The 25,168-nt window shown below is 28.7% G+C and carries 21 protein-coding genes; 15 read left to right on the top strand and 6 right to left on the bottom strand.

The window, feature by feature from the left end; translation table 11 throughout:
- Positions 1–164: 164 nt before the first annotated feature.
- From RH99_RS02930 to RH99_RS02900, 7 genes are all read left to right on the top strand, one after another.
- Entirely contained in the window at positions 165–1,523 is a 1,359-nt protein-coding gene (locus RH99_RS02930; RefSeq protein WP_010233704.1) for an alpha-amylase family glycosyl hydrolase, read from the top strand.
- A 231-nt stretch (positions 1,524–1,754) separates the two neighbouring features.
- Positions 1,755–3,185, top strand: coding sequence for an adenylosuccinate lyase (gene purB / locus RH99_RS02925; protein ID WP_010233703.1), 1,431 nt, complete (start codon positions 1,755–1,757; stop codon positions 3,183–3,185).
- 282 nt (positions 3,186–3,467) lie between these two features.
- On the top strand, positions 3,468–4,337 hold the full coding sequence (locus RH99_RS02920; protein WP_010233702.1) for an SDR family oxidoreductase: 870 nt from the start codon (positions 3,468–3,470) through the stop codon (positions 4,335–4,337).
- Positions 4,338–4,565: 228 nt separating this feature from the next.
- Positions 4,566–5,126, top strand: a complete 561-nt coding sequence (locus RH99_RS02915; protein WP_010233701.1) for a nitroreductase family protein — start codon at positions 4,566–4,568, stop codon at positions 5,124–5,126.
- Between the two features lie 141 nt (positions 5,127–5,267).
- Positions 5,268–7,550, top strand: a complete 2,283-nt coding sequence (locus RH99_RS02910; RefSeq protein ID WP_010233700.1) for a heavy metal translocating P-type ATPase — start codon at positions 5,268–5,270, stop codon at positions 7,548–7,550.
- A 372-nt stretch (positions 7,551–7,922) separates the two neighbouring features.
- A complete protein-coding gene (locus tag RH99_RS02905) occupies positions 7,923–8,918 on the top strand; it encodes an ABC transporter substrate-binding protein (RefSeq protein ID WP_010233699.1) in 996 nt (331 codons plus the stop codon).
- A gap of 224 nt (positions 8,919–9,142) precedes the next feature.
- Entirely contained in the window at positions 9,143–9,976 is an 834-nt protein-coding gene (locus tag RH99_RS02900) for an ABC transporter permease (protein ID WP_010233698.1), read from the top strand.
- Positions 9,977–10,206: 230 nt separating this feature from the next.
- On the opposite strand, the gene RH99_RS02895 is transcribed toward RH99_RS02900, so the two are convergent.
- On the bottom strand, positions 10,207–11,316 hold the full coding sequence (locus tag RH99_RS02895) for a DEAD/DEAH box helicase (RefSeq protein WP_010233697.1): 1,110 nt from the start codon (positions 11,314–11,316) through the stop codon (positions 10,207–10,209).
- Between the two features lie 659 nt (positions 11,317–11,975).
- Here RH99_RS02895 and recQ point away from each other — a divergent pair.
- Together recQ and RH99_RS02885 are read left to right on the top strand one after the other, a co-directional pair.
- Complete coding sequence (gene recQ / locus RH99_RS02890) at positions 11,976–14,144, top strand: DNA helicase RecQ (protein ID WP_010233696.1); 2,169 nt, start codon at positions 11,976–11,978, stop codon at positions 14,142–14,144.
- Positions 14,145–14,198: 54 nt separating this feature from the next.
- Positions 14,199–14,726, top strand: a complete 528-nt coding sequence (locus RH99_RS02885) for a 2'-5' RNA ligase family protein (protein WP_010233695.1) — start codon at positions 14,199–14,201, stop codon at positions 14,724–14,726.
- A 177-nt stretch (positions 14,727–14,903) separates the two neighbouring features.
- On the opposite strand, the gene RH99_RS02880 is transcribed toward RH99_RS02885, so the two are convergent.
- Positions 14,904–16,598, bottom strand: coding sequence for a SulP family inorganic anion transporter (locus RH99_RS02880; protein ID WP_010233694.1), 1,695 nt, complete (start codon positions 16,596–16,598; stop codon positions 14,904–14,906).
- 185 nt (positions 16,599–16,783) lie between these two features.
- Here RH99_RS02880 and RH99_RS02875 point away from each other — a divergent pair, with 185 nt between their 5' ends.
- Positions 16,784–17,803 (top strand): MarR family transcriptional regulator, encoded by a 1,020-nt coding sequence (locus RH99_RS02875; protein ID WP_010233693.1) that lies wholly within the window; start codon positions 16,784–16,786, stop codon positions 17,801–17,803.
- An 88-nt stretch (positions 17,804–17,891) separates the two neighbouring features.
- On the opposite strand, the gene RH99_RS02870 is transcribed toward RH99_RS02875, so the two are convergent.
- From RH99_RS02870 to RH99_RS20015, 3 genes are all read right to left on the bottom strand, one after another.
- On the bottom strand, positions 17,892–18,623 hold the full coding sequence (locus RH99_RS02870) for a phosphatase (protein WP_010233692.1): 732 nt from the start codon (positions 18,621–18,623) through the stop codon (positions 17,892–17,894).
- Positions 18,624–18,972: 349 nt separating this feature from the next.
- Positions 18,973–19,203 (bottom strand): DUF1292 domain-containing protein, encoded by a 231-nt coding sequence (locus tag RH99_RS02865; RefSeq protein ID WP_010233691.1) that lies wholly within the window; start codon positions 19,201–19,203, stop codon positions 18,973–18,975.
- Between the two features lie 155 nt (positions 19,204–19,358).
- Complete coding sequence (locus RH99_RS20015; RefSeq protein ID WP_010233690.1) at positions 19,359–19,517, bottom strand: response regulator transcription factor; 159 nt, start codon at positions 19,515–19,517, stop codon at positions 19,359–19,361.
- A 57-nt stretch (positions 19,518–19,574) separates the two neighbouring features.
- Between RH99_RS20015 and RH99_RS18865 the strand changes: the two genes are divergently transcribed.
- The gene (locus tag RH99_RS18865; RefSeq protein WP_138990574.1) at positions 19,575–19,775 is read left to right on the top strand and encodes a hypothetical protein; all 201 of its coding nucleotides are present in this window, start codon (positions 19,575–19,577) and stop codon (positions 19,773–19,775) included.
- Positions 19,776–19,887: 112 nt separating this feature from the next.
- Here the strand turns inward: RH99_RS18865 and RH99_RS02860 are convergent, their stop codons facing one another.
- Positions 19,888–22,866, bottom strand: a complete 2,979-nt coding sequence (locus RH99_RS02860) for a Tn3 family transposase (RefSeq protein WP_010233689.1) — start codon at positions 22,864–22,866, stop codon at positions 19,888–19,890.
- A gap of 144 nt (positions 22,867–23,010) precedes the next feature.
- On the opposite strand from RH99_RS02860, the gene RH99_RS02855 reads away from it, so the two are divergent.
- The 4 genes from RH99_RS02855 (at position 23,011) to RH99_RS02840 (ending at position 25,106) form a co-directional block, all read left to right on the top strand.
- Positions 23,011–23,622 (top strand): tyrosine-type recombinase/integrase, encoded by a 612-nt coding sequence (locus RH99_RS02855; protein ID WP_010233688.1) that lies wholly within the window; start codon positions 23,011–23,013, stop codon positions 23,620–23,622.
- Positions 23,623–23,736: 114 nt separating this feature from the next.
- Positions 23,737–23,943 carry a ketopantoate reductase family protein gene (locus RH99_RS02850; RefSeq protein WP_010233687.1) on the top strand — a complete coding sequence of 69 codons (207 nt, stop codon included), beginning with the start codon at positions 23,737–23,739 and terminating at the stop codon, positions 23,941–23,943.
- 65 nt (positions 23,944–24,008) lie between these two features.
- Positions 24,009–24,569 carry a ketopantoate reductase family protein gene (locus RH99_RS02845; protein ID WP_010233686.1) on the top strand — a complete coding sequence of 187 codons (561 nt, stop codon included), beginning with the start codon at positions 24,009–24,011 and terminating at the stop codon, positions 24,567–24,569.
- Between the two features lie 117 nt (positions 24,570–24,686).
- Positions 24,687–25,106, top strand: a complete 420-nt coding sequence (locus RH99_RS02840) for a YkvA family protein (RefSeq protein ID WP_010233685.1) — start codon at positions 24,687–24,689, stop codon at positions 25,104–25,106.
- Positions 25,107–25,168: the final 62 nt, after the last annotated feature.

Genomic DNA, 25,168 nt, shown 5'->3' with positions numbered 1-25,168 from the left:
ACACGTAGTATAGCTATCCTTTTTATGTTATCCTTTACTTAGAGAAAATAAAAACTACCACTAAGCAAGATTCATTGATAATTAGTCAATAATTAATAGTATAATTAATAGTATAATAAAGAATTATATTATTTGTATTGTCAAATCTTCAAGGAGGTCTTAATATGAATACTTGGTATAAGGAAGCAACATTTTATCATATTTATCCACTAGGATTTTGCGGGGCACCAAAGTATAATGATTTTAAATCAAATCCTGTAGAAAGTTTAGAAAAGGTTTATGATTGGGTTCAGCACATTAAATATCTAGGTGCTAATTCTATTTATTTTGGTCCAATATTTGAGTCGACTTCTCATGGTTATGACACATCAGACTATAATATAGTTGATAGACGTTTAGGTAATAATGATACTTTTATCCAACTTGTAAAGACTCTTCATGATAATAATATTAGGGTGGTAATTGATGGTGTATTCAATCATGTAGGCCGTGATTTTTGGGCGTTTAAAGATGTGCTTTTAAATGGACAAAAATCATCATACTGCAGTTGGTTCAAAAATCTGAATTTTAATCAAAGGAGCCCATTAAATGATCCATTTAGCTATGATACATGGAACGGATACTATAATCTTGTCAAATTGGACCTCTGTAATCCAGAAGTAAAGAAATATCTCTTTGAAGCTGTAACAATGTGGATTAAAGATTTTCACATAGATGGATTACGCTTAGATTGTGCTGATTGCCTTGACTTTAATTTTATTACTGAATTATCTTCCATATGTAAAAAAATAAAACCAGATTTTTGGCTTATGGGGGAGATTATACATGGTGATTATAATCGCTGGGTGAATACTAACATGCTTGACTCTGTAACAAATTATGAGTGTTACAAAGGATTATATTCTAGCCATAACGACAAAAACTATTTTGAAATCGCTTATTCTTTTAACCGCCAGTTTGGGGAGAACTCTGGTATATATAGAAATATTTATTTATATAACTTTGTTGATAACCACGACGTGAATCGAATTGCAAGCACATTAAATCATTCAGATTATATTTACCCATTGCACGTACTTTTATTTACTATGCCAGGTATTCCTTCTATTTATTATGGCAGTGAGTGGGGAATTAAAGGTACAAAAAATAACACCGATGATGATTTGCGTCCAGAACTTGATTTAATAAGTATATCATCAGGTAATTGTAATAAAAAGCTAATAAAATTAATCCATGAATTGGCTGAAATACGAAAAGATTCTAATGCATTAAAGCAGGGGCAATATATGCAAATCAAGGTAATGAATGAACAATTTGCATATGCTAGAATAACCAAAGAACAGTGTATAATTATTATAGTAAATTTATCAGAAAAGTCTAGTTCTATGGAAGTTGATATACCTGTAAAAGGGAGTAATGTGATTGATATTTTGAATAATAAAGAAACATTTAAAATTGAAAATAATAAATGTTTCATACCCAATTTAGATCCTTGCTGGGCACGAATTCTTGAGGTAAAGTGAGAATAGACTATAGCAAGTTGACTTTATGATTAAATATTCTGTTGAGTTAATATAAAATAGATTTAATAGCAAATAGCAAATAACATTTATAAAATCTGGCAAGGTAAAAATTTAGCAAAGAAATAAATATTTAAATTTACGAACATGTAAATTTAAATATTTATGAATGTATGATATAATATGAAATATATTTATTTTACATTAAGCAATGTTCGCTAGGAGGAAACTTATATGAGAAACATTTACCAAACACCGCTAAATACTAGGTATGCATCAAAAGATATGTCATATCTATTTTCTGATGAAATGAAATTTAAGACTTGGAGAAAGTTATGGGTAGCTTTAGCTGAAAGTGAGAAAGAATTAGGCTTAAATATAACTGATGAGCAGATAGATGAATTAAAAGCTCATGTTAATGATATCAATTATGAAGTGGCAGAAAAGAGAGAAAAAGAAGTTAGACATGATGTAATGAGTCATGTATACGCTTATGGAGTTCAATGTCCTAAGGCTAAGGGAATAATTCACCTTGGTGCTACAAGTTGTTTTGTAGGGGATAATACAGATATAATTATAATGAAGAATGCTTTAATATTAATAAAGAACAAGATTATAAATGTTATTGAGCATTTGTCAGAGTTTGCATTAAAATATAAAGATTTACCATCTCTTGGATATACTCATCTTCAGCCAGCTCAGCTTACTACTGTAGGAAAGAGAGCTACTCTTTGGATGCAGGATTTACTTTTAGATCTTGAAAGTATAAATTTTGTCATTGATACCATAAAACTAAGAGGAGTAAAGGGAACTACAGGTACTCAAGCAAGTTTTATGGAGTTATTTGATGGTAATGAAGAAAAGATTAAAACATTGGAGAAAAAGGTTACAGAAAGAATGGGATTTAAGGAAGCTTACAGTGTAACTGGCCAAACTTATTCTAGAAAAGTTGATTCCATAGTGCTTAATACACTTTCAGAAATAGCTCAAAGTGCTTATAAATTCAGTAATGACTTGAGAATACTTCAAAGTTTTAAAGAAATGGAAGAACCTTTTGAGGCTCATCAAATAGGTTCTTCTGCTATGGCCTACAAGAGAAATCCTATGAGATCAGAAAGAATTGGATCTCTAGCAAGATATGTAATTGTAAATTCTCTTAATCCTGCTATAACAGCAGCAACACAGTGGTTTGAAAGAACACTTGATGATTCAGCAAATAAAAGAATTTCAATTGCTGAAGCTTTTCTAGCTTTAGATGGAGTATTAAATCTATACATAAATGTATCTAGCAATTTCGTTGTATATGATAAGGTTATTGCTGCTCGTGTAAACAATGAGCTACCATTTATGGCTACAGAAAACATATTAATGGAAGCTGTTAAAAGAGGCGGAGATAGACAGGAACTACATGAGAAAATAAGAGTTTACTCTATGGAAACTGCAAAACGTGTAAAACAGGATGGACTTGACAATAATCTAATAGAACTAATAGCAAAGGATTCTGCTTTCAACATAAAGAAAGAAGAAATCTTATCAATATTGGATGCTAAAAACTTTGTTGGAAGAGCACCTGGTCAGGTAACAGATTTTATAAATACTTGTGTTAAACCTGTATTAGAAGCTAATAAAGAAATTTTAGATATAAATGTAGATATAAATGTATAATTTCATATTATGTAAAAAGCTGCTATTATTATAGTAGCTTTTTTTATTTACACACATATTCTAAATTACTTATGAAAAATATAAATGTTTATATATAATTATTTTTCTAATAAAGTTTGATATATTAAATAGTTTACATATTAAAAAATGGATGATTTTTAATGAGATTTTATATTATGAAAATTACTTGCCTTGTAGTTTTAGTATATATTCTATAACAATTAATAATACTATAATTTATAAAGTTAAATTTAATTTTATAAAGAGAAAGGAAGAATAAAAATGGTAAGTACTTTAAATTATCCTGAAACTATACCTGCGCAAAAACAAAATCAACAACCAGGATTAGAAACATTAATGAATCCTAGACCAATATATGATAACCCTGAATATAAAGGTAGCGGAAAGCTTAAAAACAAAATAGCTATTATTACTGGTGGGGACAGTGGAATAGGTAAAGCTGTATCAATAGCCTATGCTAAAGAAGGAGCTAAAATAGCTATAATTTATTTAAATGAACATGAAGATGCAAAAGAAACTAAAAAAATTATAGAAGAAAAAGGTTCCTCTTGTTTACTTATTTCTGGAGATATTGGTGATGATCAATTTTGCAAGGAAGCAGTAGATAAAATAATGAAAGAGTACGGTAAAATAGATATACTTGTTAATAATGCAGGAGAACAGCATCCTCAAAATAGTATTGAGGATATAACAAATGAACAATTAGAAAGGACATTTAAGACAAATATATTTGGTATGTTTTATATGACAAAAGCAGTAATGCCATATTTAAAAAATGGAGATTCAATTATAAATACTGCATCCATTACTGCCTATAAGGGAAATGAAACCCTAATTGATTACGCATCTTCAAAAGGTGCTATAGTTTCATTTACAAGATCATTATCACTTTCTTTAGAAAGTAGAAATATAAGGGTTAATGATATTGCTCCTGGTCCGATATGGACTCCACTTATACCTTCTTCTTATAGTGATTATAAAGTTTCTCAATTTGGATTAGATACACCTTTAGGAAGAGCGGGTCAACCAGTAGAACTTGCTCCAGCCTATGTATTTTTAGCCTCTAATGATTCATCCTATGTTTCAGGTCAAACAATTCATGTAAATGGTGGAAATGTTTTAAATGGTTAAAGAATTTACAATAAAATATAATTATTATTTGAAAAATATATCTAATATATTAAATAATAATTGACAAAATTATTTAATTACTATAGAATAATAGTAAATATATAGGAATGTTAGGTTATTCTGACTAGTGAAACTAGAGGGAAATCTCATAATAATGAGATTTCCCTTTGTGCTTTAATAAAATCATTAAAGCACAAAATAAAATAATATAAGTGAGGGTGAATAAAAATGAGTGAAGCATTAAGAAATTTATTAGAAAGAAGAAGTGTTAGAGCCTTTAAAAGTGAACAGATAAAAGATGAAGAATTACAACAAATATTAGAGGCAGGGAAGTATGCTCCTAGTGCAGCTAATCAGCAGTCTTGGCATTTTACTGTAATACAAAATAAAGAGGTATTACAAAAAATAAATGATGTGACAAAAGCTGTATTCGGAAAGTCAGGAAATAAAATATATGAAGAAAGAACAAAAGCAAAAGATTTTAGTGCTTTTTATCATGCTCCAACCTATATTATAGTATCTGCGGATGAAAAGGCAATTGCCCCAGTAGCTGATAGTGCTCTTGCACTAGGAAATCTATTTCTAGCAGCTGAAGCTTTAGGCATTGGTTCTGTTTGGATTCATGCTGTAAATTTTCTTTACACCACAGAAGAAGGTAAAGCTTTATTTAAAGAGTTAGGAATACCTGATGGTTATATTCCATATGGATCAGGTGCTTTTGGTTATAATGCTGGAGAAAAACCTAAAGCAGCTCCAAGAAGACAAGAAACCGTAAATATTATAAAATAGCTTAAAGCTTTATTTTTTAAGAATTTATAAAAATATGAATAGTTAATAATAGTACAATTACCAACTAGAAGAACTAGAGGTGGTGTTACAATGTAATGCCACTTTTTTATATTTTGCATAAAATAGGGTGTGATAGATAAAATGATAGAAAGTATTTCTTTAAGGATATATGGAATGACATGTTCTTTATGTTCAATTAGTATTGAATCAACTTTAGAGAGGCTTGAGGGAATTAATAGAGTGAATGTAAGTTATTCAACTGAAAAAGCTAAATTACAATATGATTCAAGTAAAATTGAACTAGATAATATCAAGAGAGAAATAGAATTATTGGGTTTTTCAGTAAGAAAAAATGAAGAAGACAGTGATAATGGGATAGATCCTAGTTTGATACAAGAAAATAAATTAAGAAATACATTTATAATTTCTGCTGTTTTAAGTTCCCCATTAATTTTAGCTATGATACTTGGGGGGTTAGGATTTTGTCATGATTACATAGATCCTAATTCTACTACAAAAATTGGTGCATTTATTGCGTACTTAAGATGGAGAGCACTAATACTTCATGATTGGAGATTGCAGTTTGCATTAGCTACTCCCGTTCAGTTTATAATAGGTTTTAGGTTCTATAAAAATTCATTTTATGCTTTGCGTGCCAAAGTTGCCACTATGGATTTACTTGTTGTGGTAGGATCTACAACAGCATATTTCTATAGTTTGTATATTGTATTTTTTCAAAGACCATCTTTCCTTTATGGAATGAGGAATATATATTTTGAATCTTCAACTGTAATCATAACTTTAGTTTTACTTGGAAAGTATCTTGAATCAATTGCTAAAGGGAAAACATCAAAAGCTATTAAAATATTAATGGGGCTTAAAGTTAAAAAGGCCAGAGTTTTAAGAAATACTGTTGAAGTAGATATACCAATTGAAAAATTATTAGTTGGAGATATTGTCATTGTGAGGCCGGGTGAAAAGATCCCTGTGGATGGAATAATTATAGAAGGTACTTCAATGGTTGATGAATCTATGCTTACAGGTGAAAGTATACCTGTTAAGAAAAATGAAAAAGATTTTGTAACAGGGGCTTCTTTGAACAAAAATGGTACATTTAAATTTCAAGCTACAAAAGTTGGAGATGAAACAGTTCTTTCTAACATAATAAGAATGGTTGAAGAGGCTCAGGAAAGTAAGGCTCCAATACAAAAAATTGCGGATAAAATATGTGGTTATTTTGTACCATTTATTTTCTTAGTAGCATTTAGTACATTTTTAGTTTGGTATTTTATTATATATCAAAGCCAATTACTGGATTTTGCTTTAATTAATGCCGTTTCAGTTATGGTTGTTTCTTGCCCATGTGCACTTGGACTTGCTACCCCTACAGCAATTATTGTAGGAATGGGTAAGGGAGCACAAAATGGAATATTAATTAAAAATGGTGAAGATTTAGAAAAAATATGCAAAATAAATACTATAGTATTTGATAAGACTGGTACTATTACCATAGGGAAGCCAGTGGTCACTGATGTGATTATATTGGATAAAAGCTATGGATATGATAAGGAAAAAATAATACATATTGCTGCAGTGGCTGAAAAAAGGTCCGAACATCCTATTGGTGCAGCTATATATGAAAATGGAAAAGAAATAATAGATCAACAAGAAGAAAGTGCAGTAGTCAAAAGTTTTGAAGCTATACCAGGAAAAGGAATTCAAGCAGTTATTAACAATAAAATTGTATTAATTGGAACAAAGAAGCTAATGCAAGAAAATAAAATTGATCTTAAAAATGCTGAGACAACTTTGAATTCATTTCAAGAAGAAGGTAAAATTGCAGTACTTATGGCTATAGATAATAATTTAATTTCAGTTTTAGCTCTTTCAGATAAGATTAAGGATAAATCTAAAGATGTAGTTTCTTCGCTTAAAAAAATGGGGATAGAGGTTTATATTCTTACTGGAGATAATGAAAAGACAGCTTTTTCTGTGGCGAACAAAGTTGGTATAGAAAATGTTATGGCAGAAGTTCAACCAGGAAATAAAGCGGAGGTTATTCAGAAATTAATGGATAAAGGTAATATTGTAGCCATGGTTGGAGATGGTATAAATGATGCACCAGCTTTAGCAACAGCAAACATAGGCTTTGCAATTGGTACTGGTACTGATGTAGCTATTGAAACAGGAGATGTGATTTTATTAAGAGATGATTTAAGCGCATTACCATTGTCAATTAAGCTATCAAAGAAGACTATGTGTAAAATCAAACAAAACTTATTGTGGGCGTTTATTTACAATTTAATAGGAATACCAATTGCTGCTATGGGCTATTTAAATCCAGTTTTAGCAGCGGGAGCTATGGGTTTGAGCTCAATATCAGTGCTAATTAACTCATTAAATTTAAAAAGATTGAAATTATAAGATTATGATAGTAAAAATTTATTTTAAAATTACACATATCTTAAGAATGTTTTGTATTCAATGCATTATCATCAGACTTATGTTTCTAAAAATTTAATTGAATGTATACGTAAATAATTTAAGTTTATTTAAACTAAATAGTAGTTTAATATTAATACTCACTAGATAACTAGAGGTAGCTTTTAAAATAAAAGCTACCTCTTTTTTATAAAGTAGCTTCTGATATTTTATTCTATAAAACAAATATGAATAATAATACTTGGAGCTTAAAGATAACAATTTTTAAATTATTATTTATTATCAATTTAACATGTATTATCAAAATCTGAAAGTTATTTAAACTTTAATATATTAGTAAATGGAGGCTTTAATATGAAAAAGAAACTTAGGATCTTAGTAACAACTATAACATCTCTTTTAGTTGTATTATCACTAACAAGTTGTGGCAAAAGTCAGAGTACTAGTACTGAAACAGATGGATCAAAAAAATTGTTTACAATTAGAATGGTGACTCAGACAAGTTTTAATGAACTGAATATTGCTGATGAACTTGGATATTTTAAAGAACAGGGTATTAAGATTCAATACACAGGAGTACTTAAACCTGGTATAACGGAATATCAACTTATTGCACAGGGAATAAATGACGCATTTGTTGGGGGACATCCACCCAATGTAGCGCAAGCCAGATTAGCTGGGATAAAGGTTACAGCCGTTGCACCTGGTATGGTAGATAATCCCAAATATCCTCATGTAAGATATTTGGTGAAAAATGATAGTCCCATAAAAACTTTGGATGATATCAATGGTAAAAAAGTTTCTATTTCTGGTGTAGGCGGATGTACAGATGGATATATAAAATATTATTTAAAGCAAAAAGGCAAAACTGAAAATATAAAATGGGTAACATTGCCAAATCCAGGACAACAGGAACAGTCTTTAGTACAAGGGTTAGTAGATGTGACAACTTCCCATCCACCTTATGCAGGACTAGCAGTTGCGGCTGGTGGAGTGCGTGAGATTGGGACAAGCTGGGATATTCTTCATTCTCCTGGGGCGGGTCTCTCAGTGCGTGGTTTTAGTGATCAATTTATAAAAGAACATCCTGATGTAGTTAAAGGATTTACTGAAGCGTTATATAAGGCACATGTATATATAAATTCACATCCTAAGGAATCTAAAGAAATTATTGCTAAATGGTTAAAACTTAAACCAGATGATTTAAGTGCATTCTGGTACGATGAAGATAAAACTATAAATCCAGAATATATAAATAAATGGTTTGATATATCTCAAAGTATAGGATTATGGAAAAAAGGAGATATAAAACCTACTGACATTTATACTAATGCTTATGCTCCAAAATAATATTTTGATTACATGATTTGTATTACTAAAATGTTAATTTAAGATTTATATATAATCTATTGATAATATAAATTAAAAAAGCTGGGTTAAAACCTAAATAAAATTTTTACTCAGCTTTTTTTAATTAAGTTTGAAGTTTAATATTAAAATAAGTTCGTTTGGATATATAAGGATTACATGGGAAATATAGAATATTATTAAAACTTACATGGAGGGGATAGAAAATGTTGTTAAAAAACTTAAATGAAGGAAATAGAGTTTTAGTAAAGGAGTTAAATAGAGTAAATGTAGCAGTAGCAAAAATTTTTAGAAAAATATATGAAGTGATTTACAAGCTGCTAGCTATATTTATTTTTATTGGATTATGGGAATTTATTGCTAGACTTAAAATAATTAATCCTGTGTTTTTACCACCTTTCTCAAAAATTTTTGTTACATTCTTTGGATTATTCATTTCAGGGGATATATATCCAAATCTTTTTATAAGTCTTCAAAGGTCATTAACTGGATTTATTGTAGGGCTTATCATAGCAATACCTTTGGGTCTCATAATAGGTTGGTTTAAAAAATTCGAGAAATTTATAGATCCCCTAATGCAAACTTTTAGAAATCTTTCGGTTTTGGCACTTCTTCCCGTATTTGTACTTTTCTTTGGCATAGGGGAAACCTCTAAAATAATTGTAATAGCTTGGGCAGTTACATGGTCTGTACTTTTAAACACCATTTCAGGTGTTAAAAATGTTGATCCTCAAGTTATAAAGGGAGCTAGATCAATGGGTGTTTCAAATTTCTGTTTATTTAAAACGGTAATTTTCCCAGGCGCTTTGACATCAATTTATACAGGCATAAGAATCAGTGCAACAACTTCTATTTTAGTATTGATTGCTGCTGAGATGCTTGGTGCCAATACAGGTTTGGGATATTTATTATATCTTTATCAATCAAACATCAAGATACCTGAGATGTTTTCAATTATAATTATATTAGCTTTACTAGGACTGTCGGTAAATTATTCTTTAGTAGCTTTAGAAAAAAGATTATTTAGATGGAAAGAATAAATATTCACTAATTTATAATGAAAATTTAACTATATAGTTAAATAAATTAAGTGAAAATATTTAATTGTCTAGTTAATATATAAAAAGTAGCTTGTTTAAATGATCGAAAAATATTGGTTTCTAATGTGAAAAGTGAAGGATTTTTATTAATATAAGTTATTCAAAATTAACAATGACTATAGATAGATTTCTTAGAATTCAAATCTATCTATAGTCACATATCTAAAGCTTTATATATCTAATTTTCTTCTTGGTATCTTAAATTTTATGGCCTTCTCTATTTCCTCTAATTCTCTTTTGTTTTTAGGGTCAATAAACATACAGGTATATCCATATTCACCAGCTCTTCCAGTTCTGCCAATGCGGTGAATATAGGATTCTGAACTTTCTGGAATGTCATAATTATATATATGACTAACTCCGCTTATGTCTAATCCTCTAGAGGCAACGTCTGTAGCTATTAAGTATTGAATATCTCCATTTCTAAAAGATTTCATTATTCTTTCACGTTTTGACTGAAGTATATCACTATGAAGTTTTACACAATCGTATCCACGTTTATATAAGGCCACTTCAAGATCGTCAACCCTTCTCTTAGTTCTACAAAATATTATAGCCATAAAGGGTCTATCTTCATCTAAAACACTGCATAAGGCATCTTGCTTTTGTCTATCTGTAGTTTCTACTACATATTGCTTGATATTATCCAGTGTAACTTTTTCTTTTTTTGCAGTTACTACTAGAGGGTCATTCATATATCTATAGGCTAGTTTTTTAACTTCAGGGTTCATAGTTGCAGAAAAACATAATGTCTGACGTTTTTTAGAAGTTTCTTTTATAATATTTTCAATATCATTTTTAAAGCCCATAAGCAGTATTTGATCAGCTTCATCTAGCACTAGAGTTTTTAAATTCATAAGGTTTATTGTCTTTCTAGCAAGATGATCTAAAAGTCTGCCTGGAGTTGCTATAATCAAATGAATGTTCCTCTTTAATTTTTTCATTTGAGATCCTATATCCTTACCACCATAGGCTGCTAAAATATTAATATCTTTAGCTTCTTTTAGTTTCATAGCTTCTTCAGTTATTTGAATAGCAAGTTCTCTTGTAGGGGTTACAATCAAAGCTTGGATTGATGGAGCATCAGGTGATATATTTTCAAAAATAGGTAGTAAAAAAGCAAGAGTTTTTCCAGTACCTGTTTGTGCCTCCGCTATAACATCTTTTCCTTTTTTGATAAAACTAATACTTTCTTTTTGAATCGCTGTTGGCTCAGTAATGCCTGTTTTCTTCAATATGTTTATTATATCTTCACTAATTCCTAGTTCTTTAAAACTCATTTTCGTATACCGTCCATTCTTAGGTACATTTAGAAAATAATCAATCAGTATGCTAGCTTATTTTGCATTTTGGATTTATTACTTATTTTCAGATACCTTATTCATATTTTTTATTCAAATCATCTAATGATATCATATTGCTGAAATTAATACTAATAGTATTACGTAATGTGGACATAAATATTATTTATTATATGATAGGACTATTTAGCATTAATTTTTTGAGCATCTACTTTACGTAATTAATATTATGTAAATTAAACTAAATGTAAACTAAACCAAAGTTTAAACTTTAAGATTAAAATTCTTAAAAATAAAAATTTGAATTAAAAATACATATGATATAAATACCTTTTCATTAAACATAAATTGTAAAGTATATCCTAATATATAAGAAATACTTAGTATAAAAAATTCACTAAAAAAGTTCGTATTGCTCAGAAGACTTTGAATAAAACTAGTTTATAAATAAAATATGATAATTTTAATGTACGTAATTTTATATATTGTAGATTTATTAATAAATTTTGATAAAAAATATACATTATATTTAAAATCTAGCAAAAGTAAAAGAAGACTACTGAAATATTATTTGAAAACTTGTCAATAATGTATGATAATAAAGGTACATATAAGTTTTGAATGAGGTGTCCAAATTGATGAATAACGCATTAAACGCATTGCAGGAATACTATGGATATAAAGAATTTAGAAAGTCTCAAAATTCTGTAATTGACAGCATATTGTGTGGAAAAGATACTTTAGCTGTTATGCCTACAGGAGGAGGTAAATCCATTTGTTATCAGATACCAGCACTATTATTTGATGGAGTTACAATTGTCATATCTCCACTGATATCTCTTATGAAGGATCAGGTGGATAATATAAAAGATTTAGGAATAAATGCAGAATATATAAATAGTTCTCTTAATTTTAAGGAAACTCAAGAAGTCATTGAAAAATTAAATAATAATGAAATAAAACTTCTTTATCTGGCACCAGAAAGATTGGAATCAGTTGAATTTTGTAATATTATGCAAACGCTAAATATATCTCAGGTGGCTGTAGATGAGGCTCATTGTGTATCGCAATGGGGTCATGATTTTAGAACAAGCTATAGATATATAAGTAAATTTGTAAAAACTCTTTCAAAAAGACCAATAGTAACTGCATTTACTGCTACAGCTACTGAGTCAGTAAGAAAAGATATAATAAAACTAATAGAACTTAATAATCCTGGAGTTTTTATATCTGGTTTTGATAGAGAAAATTTAAAAATAAACATACTAAAAATAGCAGGAAGATTAAAATATACATTAAATTATGTAAATGAAAATAGAGATCAATCGGGAATAATATATGCATCAACTAGAAAAGAAGTAGATAATATATATGAAAATCTTATTGAAAATAACATATCTGCCTCTAGATATCATGCCGGATTATCCGATTCTGAAAGAAAACAAAATCAAGAAGACTTTGTATATGATAGAGTTAATGTTATGGTAGCTACCAATGCCTTCGGTATGGGAATTGATAAATCAAATGTACGGTTTGTAATTCACTACAATATGCCTAAAAACATTGAGAGTTATTATCAGGAAATAGGAAGAGCTGGTCGTGATGGGGAGAAAAGTGAATGTATTTTATTATTTTCACCACAGGACATTATGACTCAAAAATATTTAATTGAAGTTGGAACTCAGCAGCCTGAAAGAAGAATAAATGATTATAAAAAACTTCAAACTATGATTGATTTTGTTCATCATAATGGATGTCTTAGAAAATATATATTAAATTATTTTGGAGAAGAAACCGAATATGAGGATTGTGGTAACTGTAGTAACTGTTTAGCCGAAGGTGAATTAGTTGATAAAACTGTAGATGCACAAAAGGTTTTATCCTGTATCTATCGAATGAAAAGAGATTTTGGAGTAAATACAATTGTAGATGTATTAAGAGGATCCTCTCAAAAGAAAATATTACAGTATAGATTTAATGAACTATCAACTTATGGATTAATGAAAAATTATTCTAAAAAGGATTTGTCAGAGTTTATAAATACATTGATATCTCATGGCTTTATAAACTTAAAAGAGGGCGAATACCCTACAGTGATACTTAGTGATAATTCTATGAAAGTTTTAAAAGGAGAGGAAAAGGTAGTTTTTAAGGAAGCTATTGTAGTTAAGAAAATATCTGAGAATAATGAACTTTTTGAAGTCTTGAGAAGCCTGCGTAAGGATATAGCGGCAAGTGATGGTGTACCACCATATTTTATTTTTCCAGACAATACATTAAAGGAAATGAGTTTGAGGTACCCTTTGAATAAAGAACATATGCTTGATATATCTGGTGTAGGGCAAGTGAAATATGAAAAATATGGTGAGACTTTTTTAAATGAAATAAATCACTACGTAGAAAAAAATAATATTGAAGTTAAATGGACTGAAAGAATAGAAACTAAAACTCTGCATACAACTAAGACTAGAAATAGAACTACAAATCATAAGGAAAAAACTCATGATATAACTATTAATATGATAAAAGATGGTAAAAGCATAAAAGAAATTGCTAAAGAAAGAAATCTTACATTAACTACAGTACTGGGACATATAGATAAGTATTTTAGAGAAGGCAATACAGAAAATTTTGAAATTAATTTTGATGGACTTTTTACAGAAGATCAAGAACAAGAGGTTATATTAGCTGCTGACAAATTAGGTATGGATAAAATTTCGCCTATAAAAGCTGAAGTATCAGATGGAATAAGTTATGATGCAATAAGAGCGGTCTTATTAAAAAATTATGTTCTTAATAAAATTTAAAAGCATATCAAAAATCTATCTGAGTAAGATTATGAAAGGAAAGTGAGCTTTGTAATGAGATATGTTATAGTTACTACATTGAATGGAGAATCATTAAAATTTCATGATGAAATAACAACAGAAGTTTGTAATAAGTTTAAGGTGAGAAGAACTAAATTACCAGGACACATTACATTGAAAGCACCTTTTCATAGTGAAAATGTAGATAAACTAATGGATTTACTTGGATCTTTTGCAAGGAACAATAAAAAAACACCAGTATACATAGATGGATATGGTAGTTTTAGAAATGATGTTGTATTTATGAAAACAACATTTTCAGAAGAAGCAAAAAAAGTTTATACTGATTTAGAAAATTTATTAAAAACACAAAGTTGGTTGCCCTGGAGCAGAAATGAAAGTGGGGAAAGAGTTTTTCATACTACTATAGTTTCAAAAAGAATAAAAGATAAGTTTGAAGAGATATGGAATTATGTAAATAAAAATCAGTGCAATTTTAATATCTACTTTGATAATATATCTGTTTATGTGTGGGAAGAAAATACTTGGATATTATATAAAAAATTCTTGCTTAGAGATTAAGAAGAACTTATAAAAGAAATTGTTATGCTGAAAAAATCAAAAAATTTCAAAGATAATATAATTAAGGTATTTATTAAAATAAGTACTTTAAAAATTGCTGGTAAGGATAATCTTATCAGCAATTTTCTAGTGTATATATTCAAATATAACTTTCTCTATTTTTAAAAATTTAGTTAGCTATTCAGTAATAGTCTTACTAGATATTTGTTTATTATCTATGTTGGATTTATGCTCACTTAATATAACATTAGCTCTCTCAATGGCTTCATCTACTGCACCACAAAAATTATTTTCTCCAATCATTTCTACAAAACCATATTTTTTAAGCATTTCTAATGGTTGATTTTGAATCTTTAATATGATTAATTTTGTGTGATGTTTTTTACAGATATTGTGAAGCATTTCAAAGGAATGATAGGCTGTAGAATCCATAAAAGGAACTTTGCTCATTTTTATTATTAGTACTTTAGTAGGTACTCCCATTTCTCTTATTGCAGACACAAATTTATTGGCGGCTCCAAAGAAAAAGGGCCCACTGATTTCATAGATTGAAATATGCTCATGCAGTGTTACATTTTCTATAAATTCATTAGCATCTTTATCCTCCTCATCATCTAATATACATTTGATTTCTGTAATTTCACCCATCTTTCTCATAAATAAGAAGGATGCAAGTACTACACCTACACCTATAGCAACAACCAAATCCAAGAAAATAGTTAGAATAAATGTAACTATAAATACTAAGGAATCACTTTTAGGAGATTTAAATACTGTTCTAAATGCTTCCCAATCTCCCATGTTATATGCAATCATTACTAAAACAGCGGCTAAAGAAGCCATGGGAATTAATTTAACATAGGGCATAAATAATAACATGATAATTAAAAGCACCAGGGCATGAACTATTCCTGCTATTGGTGTTCTACCACCATTTTTAACATTTGCTGCTGTTCTTGCAATAGCTCCTGTAACTGGTATGCCTCCAAAGATTGCTGAAAAAATATTAGCAAATCCTTGAGCTATTAGTTCCATATTGGAACGATGACTACCACCAATCATGCCATCCGATACTACCGCCGATAATAGGGATTCAACAGAACCAAGAATAGCAATTGTAAGAGCTGGAAGCATCAGTTCGTTTATCATAGCAAAATTAACTCTTGGGAAACTAGGATGTGGAAGTGAAGAAGAAAGATTTCCAAACTGGCTTCCTATAGTTGTAACATCTAATTTAAAAATCATTGTGACTACGGTTACTATTATTATTGCTATAAAAGTTCCTGGTATTTTCTTATTTATCTTTGGCCATAATATAATTATTCCAAGAGTTAGAAGAGATATAAATAAACCTTGAAAATTAATTGTATGAAAATTATTAAAATATGATATCAATTTTTCTACAAAATGGGAAGGTACAGTTTTCATATGTAAACCAAAAAAATCTTTTACTTCCGTAGATAGAAGAACTACTGCTATACCGCTTGTAAATCCAGTAGTTATTGAAGATGGAATATATTTTATCAAACTTCCAAATTTCAACAAGCCCATTATAACAAGAAAAATTCCTGCCATTATAGTCGATACAAATAAACCTTCCAGTCCAAACTTTTGTATTATTCCATATACAATGACTACAAAGGCTGCTGTGGGACCTCCGATTTGAACTCTACTTCCACCGAGTAATGATACAATAAAACCTCCAATGATTGCTGTGTATAAACCTTTTTCAGGTGAAACTCCAGATGCAATAGCTAAGGCAATGGATAGCGGCAGGGCAATAATTGCAACTATGATACCTGAGATAAGATCCTTTATAAATTGTTCTTTAGTGTAATTTTTTAAACATGTAATTGACTTTGGAATTAACAAGTTATCACTCCTATAACATTTTTATAATTAGTTAGTATTCGAATATTGAAATGCGGTACATAAATAATCATATCTTATTTTATGCATATAAACAACAAGTTTCGATATTTTAACATAAAATTTGATTTGCTACTTAAGACTATGTTAAAATTATACATACTTGTTTTATAAGGAAAGGATACAATATGGATCTAAAAAATAAATTATTTGATATTCATGAATTTTATAACTTATCAAGATATGTATTTTTAAATATAGAATGTAATTATAATAATTTTGTTAAGAAAACAGGTATTACTTTACCTCAACTAAGAGTACTGTGGATTATAAAAATATTTGAGGGCATCTCTCTTGGTGAAATTGCAAAGATAGGCTGTTGGTCTCCGCCTACAGTAACAAAAATACTTAAACTTTTAATGGAGAAAAATTTAGTTGTACGTGAAGAAACTTTAAATAAGAAATTATATACTTTAAATCTCACTGAGGATGGATATAATTTAATTAAATTGAACAGAATGAAAAAACATGACAAAGCTGCATTAATTCAATTGCTTTCAGGAGTTAATGAAGAGGATTTGAATTTTACTATAGAAATTTTAAAATCTATAACTGTATATTCAAACAATACTTTTTTATTTGAATATATTGAGAAACTAAATAAATTAGGATTAAAAATTGACTTTAGCGATTTTAACTCTGAAGATAAATTTATGCTTCAAAAGCTAGTTCTCTTTTATAATCTTTTAAGAACATTTATTTTAACTCTTGTAAACAATCACAGAAACTTACTTTCTAGCTTTAAACTTACATATCCTCAACTTAGAGCTTTATGGATTATTGATGCTTTTCCTGGTGTTACTTCATCTAAATTAAGTAAACTTGCTTATTTAGCTCCCTCTACTGCTAATATTATAGTAAAGAAGCTCTATGAGAAAAATTTAATATATAAGGAAAAATCTGAATTGAAAAATTCACTATTTTTGTATATTTCAGAAAGTGGAGAAGGACTACTTATTAAAGAATTTGATGTAAATCAAAAAAGTTTTTTAATATATAAGGATCTAGAATTTTTATCAAGAAATGAATTATTGAAGTTGAATAAATTCATGCTGAAATTGAACCTAGTGCTTAAAAATGATTTTGTAAAAGAATACATTGAAAAAACTTTTACAGTAATAGAAAAAAGACTTTATGAAAAAGTATAATTTAATAAAGAAATTTAAAAATAACAGCAAAGTTATTCCTCTGCTGTTATTTTTATTAGTATACATGAGTGTATACTAATTATTAAAATTATCTTGATTCAATTGTTTTACCCTTATCTTTTAAATAGTTAAGTAAATCTGTTTTACTTCTATTTATAATTAGTTCTTCTGGCATATCAATATCTTTTAACATTTTTAATGCTGCATCAAAATTTCCAATACTAAAACAAGAATGAGCATCACTGTTCAATATTATTTTTACATTGTTCTCTTTGCATAAACGAGCTATTTTTGTACAGACTTTTTCACTTCCAATTCTTGATCTAACTAAAGAGCTGTTATTTATTTCAATAAGTATATTCTTTTCTTTTGCTTTTTTAACTAACTCCTCTGCGTGAATTGGAAAAGCAGGATTACCAGCATGACCTATAATGTGCACATTGGGATTATTCATAGCATTTAAAAAGGCAGCAGTATTTAAATCTGGATTATCATTTGGTTTCATTACTGGATCATGTATGCTGGCTATCATAATATCAATCTGTTCTTGTCTGTACAATGGTAAATCTATATTGCCATCATAATCAATAATATTAGCCTCGCAGCCATAAAGCATAGTAACTCCATAAATTTCTCTTGGCAATGCTTTAAAATTACCAAAATACCACTCATGCGGTGCATCAGGCATACTAGGGGCATGGTCTGTAGTACCTAAAATTTCAAGGCCTATTTCACTGGCATATTTTGCATTTTCTAATAATGTAGTATAAGCATGACCACTTGCTACAGTATGTGTGTGTATATCAATAGGATATTTCATAAATTTGTTTCATTCCTTTCAATTCCTAAAAAATATTTTTAGCTTATAAACTCAAATTCTTATTGATTAATTAAATCTCTATATTTAATTATAACTTAAAAATTATTTGTTTGCATTTATTTGAAGTTAATAATGTTTGGTGTATGTAAAATTTTTATGGAAATCAAGTAGATGGTATCATTTAATTGTAAAATAGTTAAAAAGCTATCTCAAAATGCATAGTGAGATAGCTTTTTATTCTACTGAAAATTGAAATGATTTAAATAAAATTAACTGTAACAGTGAAAAATCATATACTATCATTGACAAGATAGTAGTAACTGCACCTATGCACTACATAAAATATTTTTTACTGCTGATTATATTTTTGTAATACTTTTTTAAACTCTTCCCCTTGGCCTATGGATAAGTATGTGGTTTCACCATTCTTTATAATTGACTTGTAAGCATATGCTTCATTGGAATCCTTAGGACCAACTATTACATATTCATTTCCATCCATTTTAATAGCATCAATAAATTCTAAATCCACTTTCTCACCATTTTCATTTAGTACAGTGATTAATTTATTAGTTTGCATATACATACCACCTTTCACTATTATATTGTGTCTAAGAAAAGGTTTTATACCAAGTTTTTATAATAACTTAAGTTGAAAATTTCTTAATAAAATCTTAATAAAGTTATCTTTTAACATACTTATAAAAAACGTAACTATAGAATAATGTAGTCACGTTAAATTTTGTTATTCAAGTAGATTACCAGTTCTGTTCTACTACTTAGTTGTAATTTTTCTAATATTTTAGATACATAATTTTTTATAGTGCCTTCAGTGACGAATAGAATTTTACCTATAGCTTTATTCGTTTTCCCATCTATTATATGTTTTACCACATCAAACTCACGAGGGGTTAATGTCTGTAACAGTTTTATTTTTTCTTTATCTTTATTTTGAACAATATTTTCATTGTTCCTAGAGCTAATGCCCTAACAACTTTTTTAGTAACTTTAGGATTTAAAAGTATGTTTCCGCCTAAAGCAGTTTTTATAGAGGCTACTATTTCTTTTGAACCGCAATCTTTAAGAATGTATCTATCATGTCAGGGAAAAGGAAGTAATGGAAGTAATAAAACAAATATTTATTTGGGGTAATGGGAGCATTCGTGTCATGTACTGAAAAGTAAATGGATTATAATGTAGATATTATAATAAAATCCACACTAATAAATTTTAAAAATTAGAGTGGATTTATTTATACTTAGTGTTATGCTTGTACTGCGTTATTGTACATATCTATTGGAATCCTTTGATTCATATCTAAATCAAAATTCCCATATGGATTTACATGATTATAGATTAATGGAGTTAAAGCTCTAAAATCTTCTGGTGCCATCATATCGTACCATTTCTTTTCAGATAATACTTGTTGTATCATTAATGTATTTATATATACCAAACAATTTTGTACTAGATGAAGGCTTAATACTGAAAGCTCCTGATCTTCGATTCTATTTGTTGATATTTCACCACTCTTGCCGTAGAAAATAAATGAATTGGCTGAATTCCAGTTTTCAACAACATTGAGACCTTCATGTATCTCTATTCTCAATTCTTCTGAATTTAGGTATTCACAAAGGAATATAGTTTTTATAGCTTTCCCTAATTCAGCAAAGGCAAGGTATGTTGGATGCTTTAAATTATTTCTAGTAAATCGCTTTAATATAGCTTCTGTTTCAGCAGTACCTAACCTTAATGCAGTTGCATATTTTATCATTTGGTCGTACTGTTGTCTTATAAGTTCCCAATTTATAGGTCTTGTTAACACTGGCTGCAGGTTAGGGTATGCTTCACTTATTCCAGTATCCGGTCTATATAATTTTTGTGAATGTATTGCTTTAATTCTAGGCATTAGATTAAAACCTAACAAGTGACAGAAAGCAAAAGCAACTTCACTTTGGCCATGAGAATCTACAAAATTTTTTTCTATTTCCATGTCTGTACAATGTTTTAATAATCCTTCTATCATTGCAGATACCTCAGAAGATGAGCATTGTTTTAACTGTGAGTATAGACATGTAGAATTTTTTTCAACATGCCAGTATATCATTACACCACGCCCACGATATCTAATATGCCATTCTGTCATTAAATTCTGATCCCATGCTCCAAATTTTTTACTATCTGAAGCACAAGTTGTTGTACCTTCACCACAAATATCTTCTACTCTACTTTTAAGTATGGCATTAACCACTGTTGATATTGCATTATGCAGATTATCTTTATTTATAAATTTTCTTTTTATATAAAGCAAATCTTCATAATTTTCACCATGATTTCCTGCAGCAATACGTTTTAAACCTGTATTTGTACCTAATCCATATAGAGCTAAAATAAGACGTCTTTGTATTGTCTCTCTATTTAGCCTTTCATGTGAAGCTACAGTTTTAAAATTATCAGTAAAGTTTATTCTTAAATCTGCTTCCTTAAGTACATCAAGTAAATTAGTCATAGGCCAATGTCTCATAATTTCAGTTTTTATTTTTGATAAGTTCATAGGTTCATTTTGTGGCTCACTTGGTGATACAGTAATCCAACCTTTATTATTTTTATTAGATATACGTACTTTGGGATTTTTAGGCATGTTAATATCCAGTTTAGTTAATGAATTATACATTGATTGCTTAATATCATTTATAAATTTTTCTGAATCTAATGGTTTATTTAAAGCTTTATAATTTTCTTCTCTATGCTCTTCAAAATCAGTTGGTAAATCTTCATCAGGATTTCTATACCTATTTCCACCAACTACCCATATTTCTTTACATCTTAATTTATCTCTTAAGGCCTGTAAAGTAACAATTTCATAATTTATTCTATTTATACGTTCATGGCCATCAGCATCATTTTCTATAACTGCATCTTTCATAGCAGTACGAATAACACCATTAATAGGTATAATTTCAGTGTTAGTGAAGTAATGGGTACCTATATTATAATATTTTTTAATAATATCTAAAGCTTTTATAATAGGTTGATGTATTTGATTATTTGAGCAAAATTGTAGAGTGTTAAGTATTTCTGGAACCATTCGTCTATAGTGGTTACTATAAGATGATCTCATGACTGTATATACTTTTCGCTTATACGCAGTATCAGTATTCTTAAATTCTTTTACTAAATTAGCAAGTGTATCTTCGCTTACTATAGGAAATAATACTTGCTTTATTATACCATCAGGATTATTTAAAGCAGCATCTGCCATTTGAAAAAGAATATTTGTTTTGCCATTAACCTTTCTAAAGTCATTTATGAATTCTCTTTCAACTTTTCTTTCAGCTCTGACACCTATTTTATGAATTATTTGCATCAGAAGTTCAATAAGATTATCTGTAATTTCTCTACTTCTAAGCCAAAAAAAAGCCGCTAATATTGTATATCTCATATTTTCTGGGTGACGGCGTAATTCTGTTAATTTTTCTGAAACAGCTCTTAACTTATACTTTCTAAGTACTTTTTGAGAAATATTATTGAATAAATCATCTGGCAACGCTAGAAATTGAATAGTTTTTAATTTTGTTACTTCTTTAAATATACTCTCTAATCCAATACGACCAGGATCTGATCTTAATTGACTAAATGAAATAAATTCTTCTGTGTTATTATTAATTTCAGATTCATCGCAAGAAGTAAGATCGTTTAATAAATTATCCATTTTAACAATAGTTTTTCTTGATAATTTATTGAAGGTTTTTTCAAAGAATTGTTTTTCATACGTAGATATTGATGATTTTATTATACGATCTATACGCTCAGGAGTTGGAGGTTCTATATGCAACTGTCTAAATTTACTATATACTTTCTCTTTAAGAGTTTCAGTATTAGCATCGTAGTAAAAAACATGATTTGATAACCATTTTGTCATAGAATTAGCATCTTCGGCTGTAGGTTCACGAAATTCAAAATACTCCCTAGTTTGAGATTTGTGGTTATAATAGGTTCTACTGTTCATATCATAATTGTCAAATAAATTTCCTGTTACTTGTACTTGTTTTGCAATATAATCAATTACTACTTTTGCTACTTCATTCTTTGAATTTGGAAATCGAGCTTCCATTTGAAAGAATTTTAACAAAACTGCAAATCCAAGTCTTGTCTCACCATATTTATTTCCAATGAGAGATAGTTCATTAGGCATGAGTGTAAAATGTTCAATTAAATCTTCTAATTCCCAGTTTCTTCTCAAAATAACTTCACCCTTTATTATTTTTAATTAATTTATCGTAAGTATATCGTATTTCTGAATGTTACATAATTATACAATATAATATTAATGTGTAACATTATCCTTAATGTAATTTATACAATATGATTCAAGGAGAAATAAAAAATGAACTCAGTAGAACCAATAAGAGATATTAAAACAATTAAAAATATGAGATCTGTTTTAAAGGGTCAATCCACTAGAAATGAATTACTTTTTATACTTGGTATAAATGTTGGATTAAGGATCAGTGATATATTAAAATTAAAGCTTTCAGATTTATTAAAGCCTAATATGAAGACTGTAAAAGATTATGTAACAATTACTGAAAAGAAAACTAAAAAGACAAAAAAATTCTATATTGGAGATATAGTTGTTAAATTAATACAGAATTACTTAAAGGAATATCATGAATTGGATTTAAACTCTTATGTCTTTAGAAGTCGCAAGGGTAGTAACTCACCTATAACTCGCCAGCAAGCATACAGAATATTAAATAATGCTGCTGAAGCTATAGGTCTTATTGAAAGAAATGAAAATACTAATATTATAATATCAGGAGAAATTGGAACCCATACTTTGCGAAAGACCTTTGGGTATCATGCATATCAAAATGGTACATCTTTAGAATTGCTTATGGATATATTCAATCACTCCTCAAAATCTCAAACTTTAAGGTATATAGGAATTACCGAAGAGCAGAAGAAAGAAGTTTATTTACAATCTAATTTAGGTTAATAAAGATACCTTTTATATGCAAGAATATATTTTAAATCATGGTAAAAAATGATACTATTATATAGAGAATTACAACGCAATTGTAAAATTAGCCGAATTTAATGGGGGATAAAAATGAGAGCAAATCAAATGAAAAATGTAAGAATATTAATATATGGTGCAGGAGCAATTGGAAGTATTTTTGGAGGTAAATTAGCTTTTTCTGGCGTTGATATTACTATGCTCGCAAGAGGAAAGCGTTTTGAAGAACTAAAAAAGAATGACATAATACTTAAAAATGTAATCAACGGAAAAGTAGAAAGGATAAAAGTTCAAATATAGTTTTTCTAGTAAATAATCCGTGTGGCTATCAAAAGTATATTGATTCAGTTGGGTACGATAGGATAATGATAGGGTTTCCAGCTGCGTGGGGAGAAAGAAAAGATGGAATTGTTTCATACTTTATAGGCAAAGGGTCTGCCAAGCTATTTCAATCTACGACCTTCGGTGAAATAAATGGTAAAAAAACAGATAGACTTAAAAAATTGCTACAGGTTTTTAAAAAGGCAGGATTTTCACCGAGCCAAAACAACAATATGATGGATTGGCAAAAAACTCATGTTGCAGTTATAGTCCCAATAGGAAAAGCATTATATAAGTTTAATTCAAATAACTATGAGTTAGCTAAATCACCTGAAACACTGAAAAAAATGATACTTGCAATTAGAGAATGTTTTACGCAATTAAAGAAAAAAGGAGTTAAAATTACCCCAATAAAATTAAATTTTTTTTATCTGCCTTGCTTTATATTAGTTCCAATTTTTTCACTAGGCATGAATACCAAAATCGCTGAATTTGCTATGGCAAAACATACAATAGTAGCAAAAGATGAAATGGATGTTTTGGAAAAACTCTTTATAGAGATCTTAGGTAAAACAAAAGATACTATGCCTTATCTTAAATTTTAAAACTTATACTAACTTCGTCTAATTCTAAAATGAAGTAATAGTAAACTATAAATCAACTAAAATACGATAATTTAATAAGTAAATTAAAATATTGCAAGTGCAATTTTGAGGTGTTTTATGAAGAATGAACTAAATAAAAAATTTAAGACTTGGTTTTCAATAATTAAGCAAAATGCTAAAAAAATAAAAAAAGAGATTGGAGCATTATATTTTGCATATAAACGGCCCGATGTACCTTTTTATGCAAAATTAGTTTCAATATTAGTAGTATGTTACGCTTTAAGTCCCATTGACTTAATACCTGATTTTATACCTGTTTTAGGATATCTTGATGATTTAATTTTATTGCCACTGGGTATTGCTTTTGCTGTAAAACTAATACCAAACGATATTATGAATGAGTGTAGACAACAATCAGAAAATATTTTTAACGAAGGTAAGCCTAAAAATTGGATTGCTGGAGGTATTATAATATGTATCTGGATTATAATAGTAAGTTACATTTTAACAAAAATAATTTACCATTTTAATTCATAATATTCTATAAAGGCCAACTAACAATATTATCTAAAAACCATATGAATACTGTTATACCTATT

The sequence above is a fragment of the Clostridium arbusti SL206 genome (genome assembly GCF_000246895.1).
Classification (GTDB): Bacteria; Bacillota; Clostridia; order Clostridiales; family Clostridiaceae; genus Clostridium_I; species Clostridium_I arbusti.
The sequence above is the reverse complement of the archived record's forward strand: the minus strand, read 5'-3'. Positions and strand labels throughout refer to the sequence as shown.

Bases quoted from the DNA above. Each gene is read 5' to 3' on its own strand.
- RH99_RS02905 (WP_010233699.1), top strand. From the start codon at position 7,923: ATGAAAAAGAAACTTAGGATCTTAGTAACAACTATAACATCTCTTTTA.
- RH99_RS02845 (WP_010233686.1), top strand. From the start codon at position 24,009: ATGATAGGGTTTCCAGCTGCGTGGGGAGAAAGAAAAGATGGAATTGTT.
- RH99_RS02930 (WP_010233704.1), top strand. From the start codon at position 165: ATGAATACTTGGTATAAGGAAGCAACATTTTATCATATTTATCCACTA.
- RH99_RS02855 (WP_010233688.1), top strand. From the start codon at position 23,011: ATGAACTCAGTAGAACCAATAAGAGATATTAAAACAATTAAAAATATG.
- purB (WP_010233703.1), top strand. From the start codon at position 1,755: ATGAGAAACATTTACCAAACACCGCTAAATACTAGGTATGCATCAAAA.
- RH99_RS02895 (WP_010233697.1), bottom strand. From the start codon at position 11,316: ATGAGTTTTAAAGAACTAGGAATTAGTGAAGATATAATAAACATATTG.
- RH99_RS02885 (WP_010233695.1), top strand. From the start codon at position 14,199: ATGAGATATGTTATAGTTACTACATTGAATGGAGAATCATTAAAATTT.
- RH99_RS02870 (WP_010233692.1), bottom strand. From the start codon at position 18,623: ATGAAATATCCTATTGATATACACACACATACTGTAGCAAGTGGTCAT.
- RH99_RS02915 (WP_010233701.1), top strand. From the start codon at position 4,566: ATGAGTGAAGCATTAAGAAATTTATTAGAAAGAAGAAGTGTTAGAGCC.
- RH99_RS02875 (WP_010233693.1), top strand. From the start codon at position 16,784: ATGGATCTAAAAAATAAATTATTTGATATTCATGAATTTTATAACTTA.
- RH99_RS02840 (WP_010233685.1), top strand. From the start codon at position 24,687: ATGAAGAATGAACTAAATAAAAAATTTAAGACTTGGTTTTCAATAATT.
- RH99_RS02910 (WP_010233700.1), top strand. From the start codon at position 5,268: ATGATAGAAAGTATTTCTTTAAGGATATATGGAATGACATGTTCTTTA.
- RH99_RS02865 (WP_010233691.1), bottom strand. From the start codon at position 19,203: ATGCAAACTAATAAATTAATCACTGTACTAAATGAAAATGGTGAGAAA.
- RH99_RS02920 (WP_010233702.1), top strand. From the start codon at position 3,468: ATGGTAAGTACTTTAAATTATCCTGAAACTATACCTGCGCAAAAACAA.
- recQ (WP_010233696.1), top strand. From the start codon at position 11,976: ATGAATAACGCATTAAACGCATTGCAGGAATACTATGGATATAAAGAA.
- RH99_RS02900 (WP_010233698.1), top strand. From the start codon at position 9,143: ATGTTGTTAAAAAACTTAAATGAAGGAAATAGAGTTTTAGTAAAGGAG.
- RH99_RS02850 (WP_010233687.1), top strand. From the start codon at position 23,737: ATGAGAGCAAATCAAATGAAAAATGTAAGAATATTAATATATGGTGCA.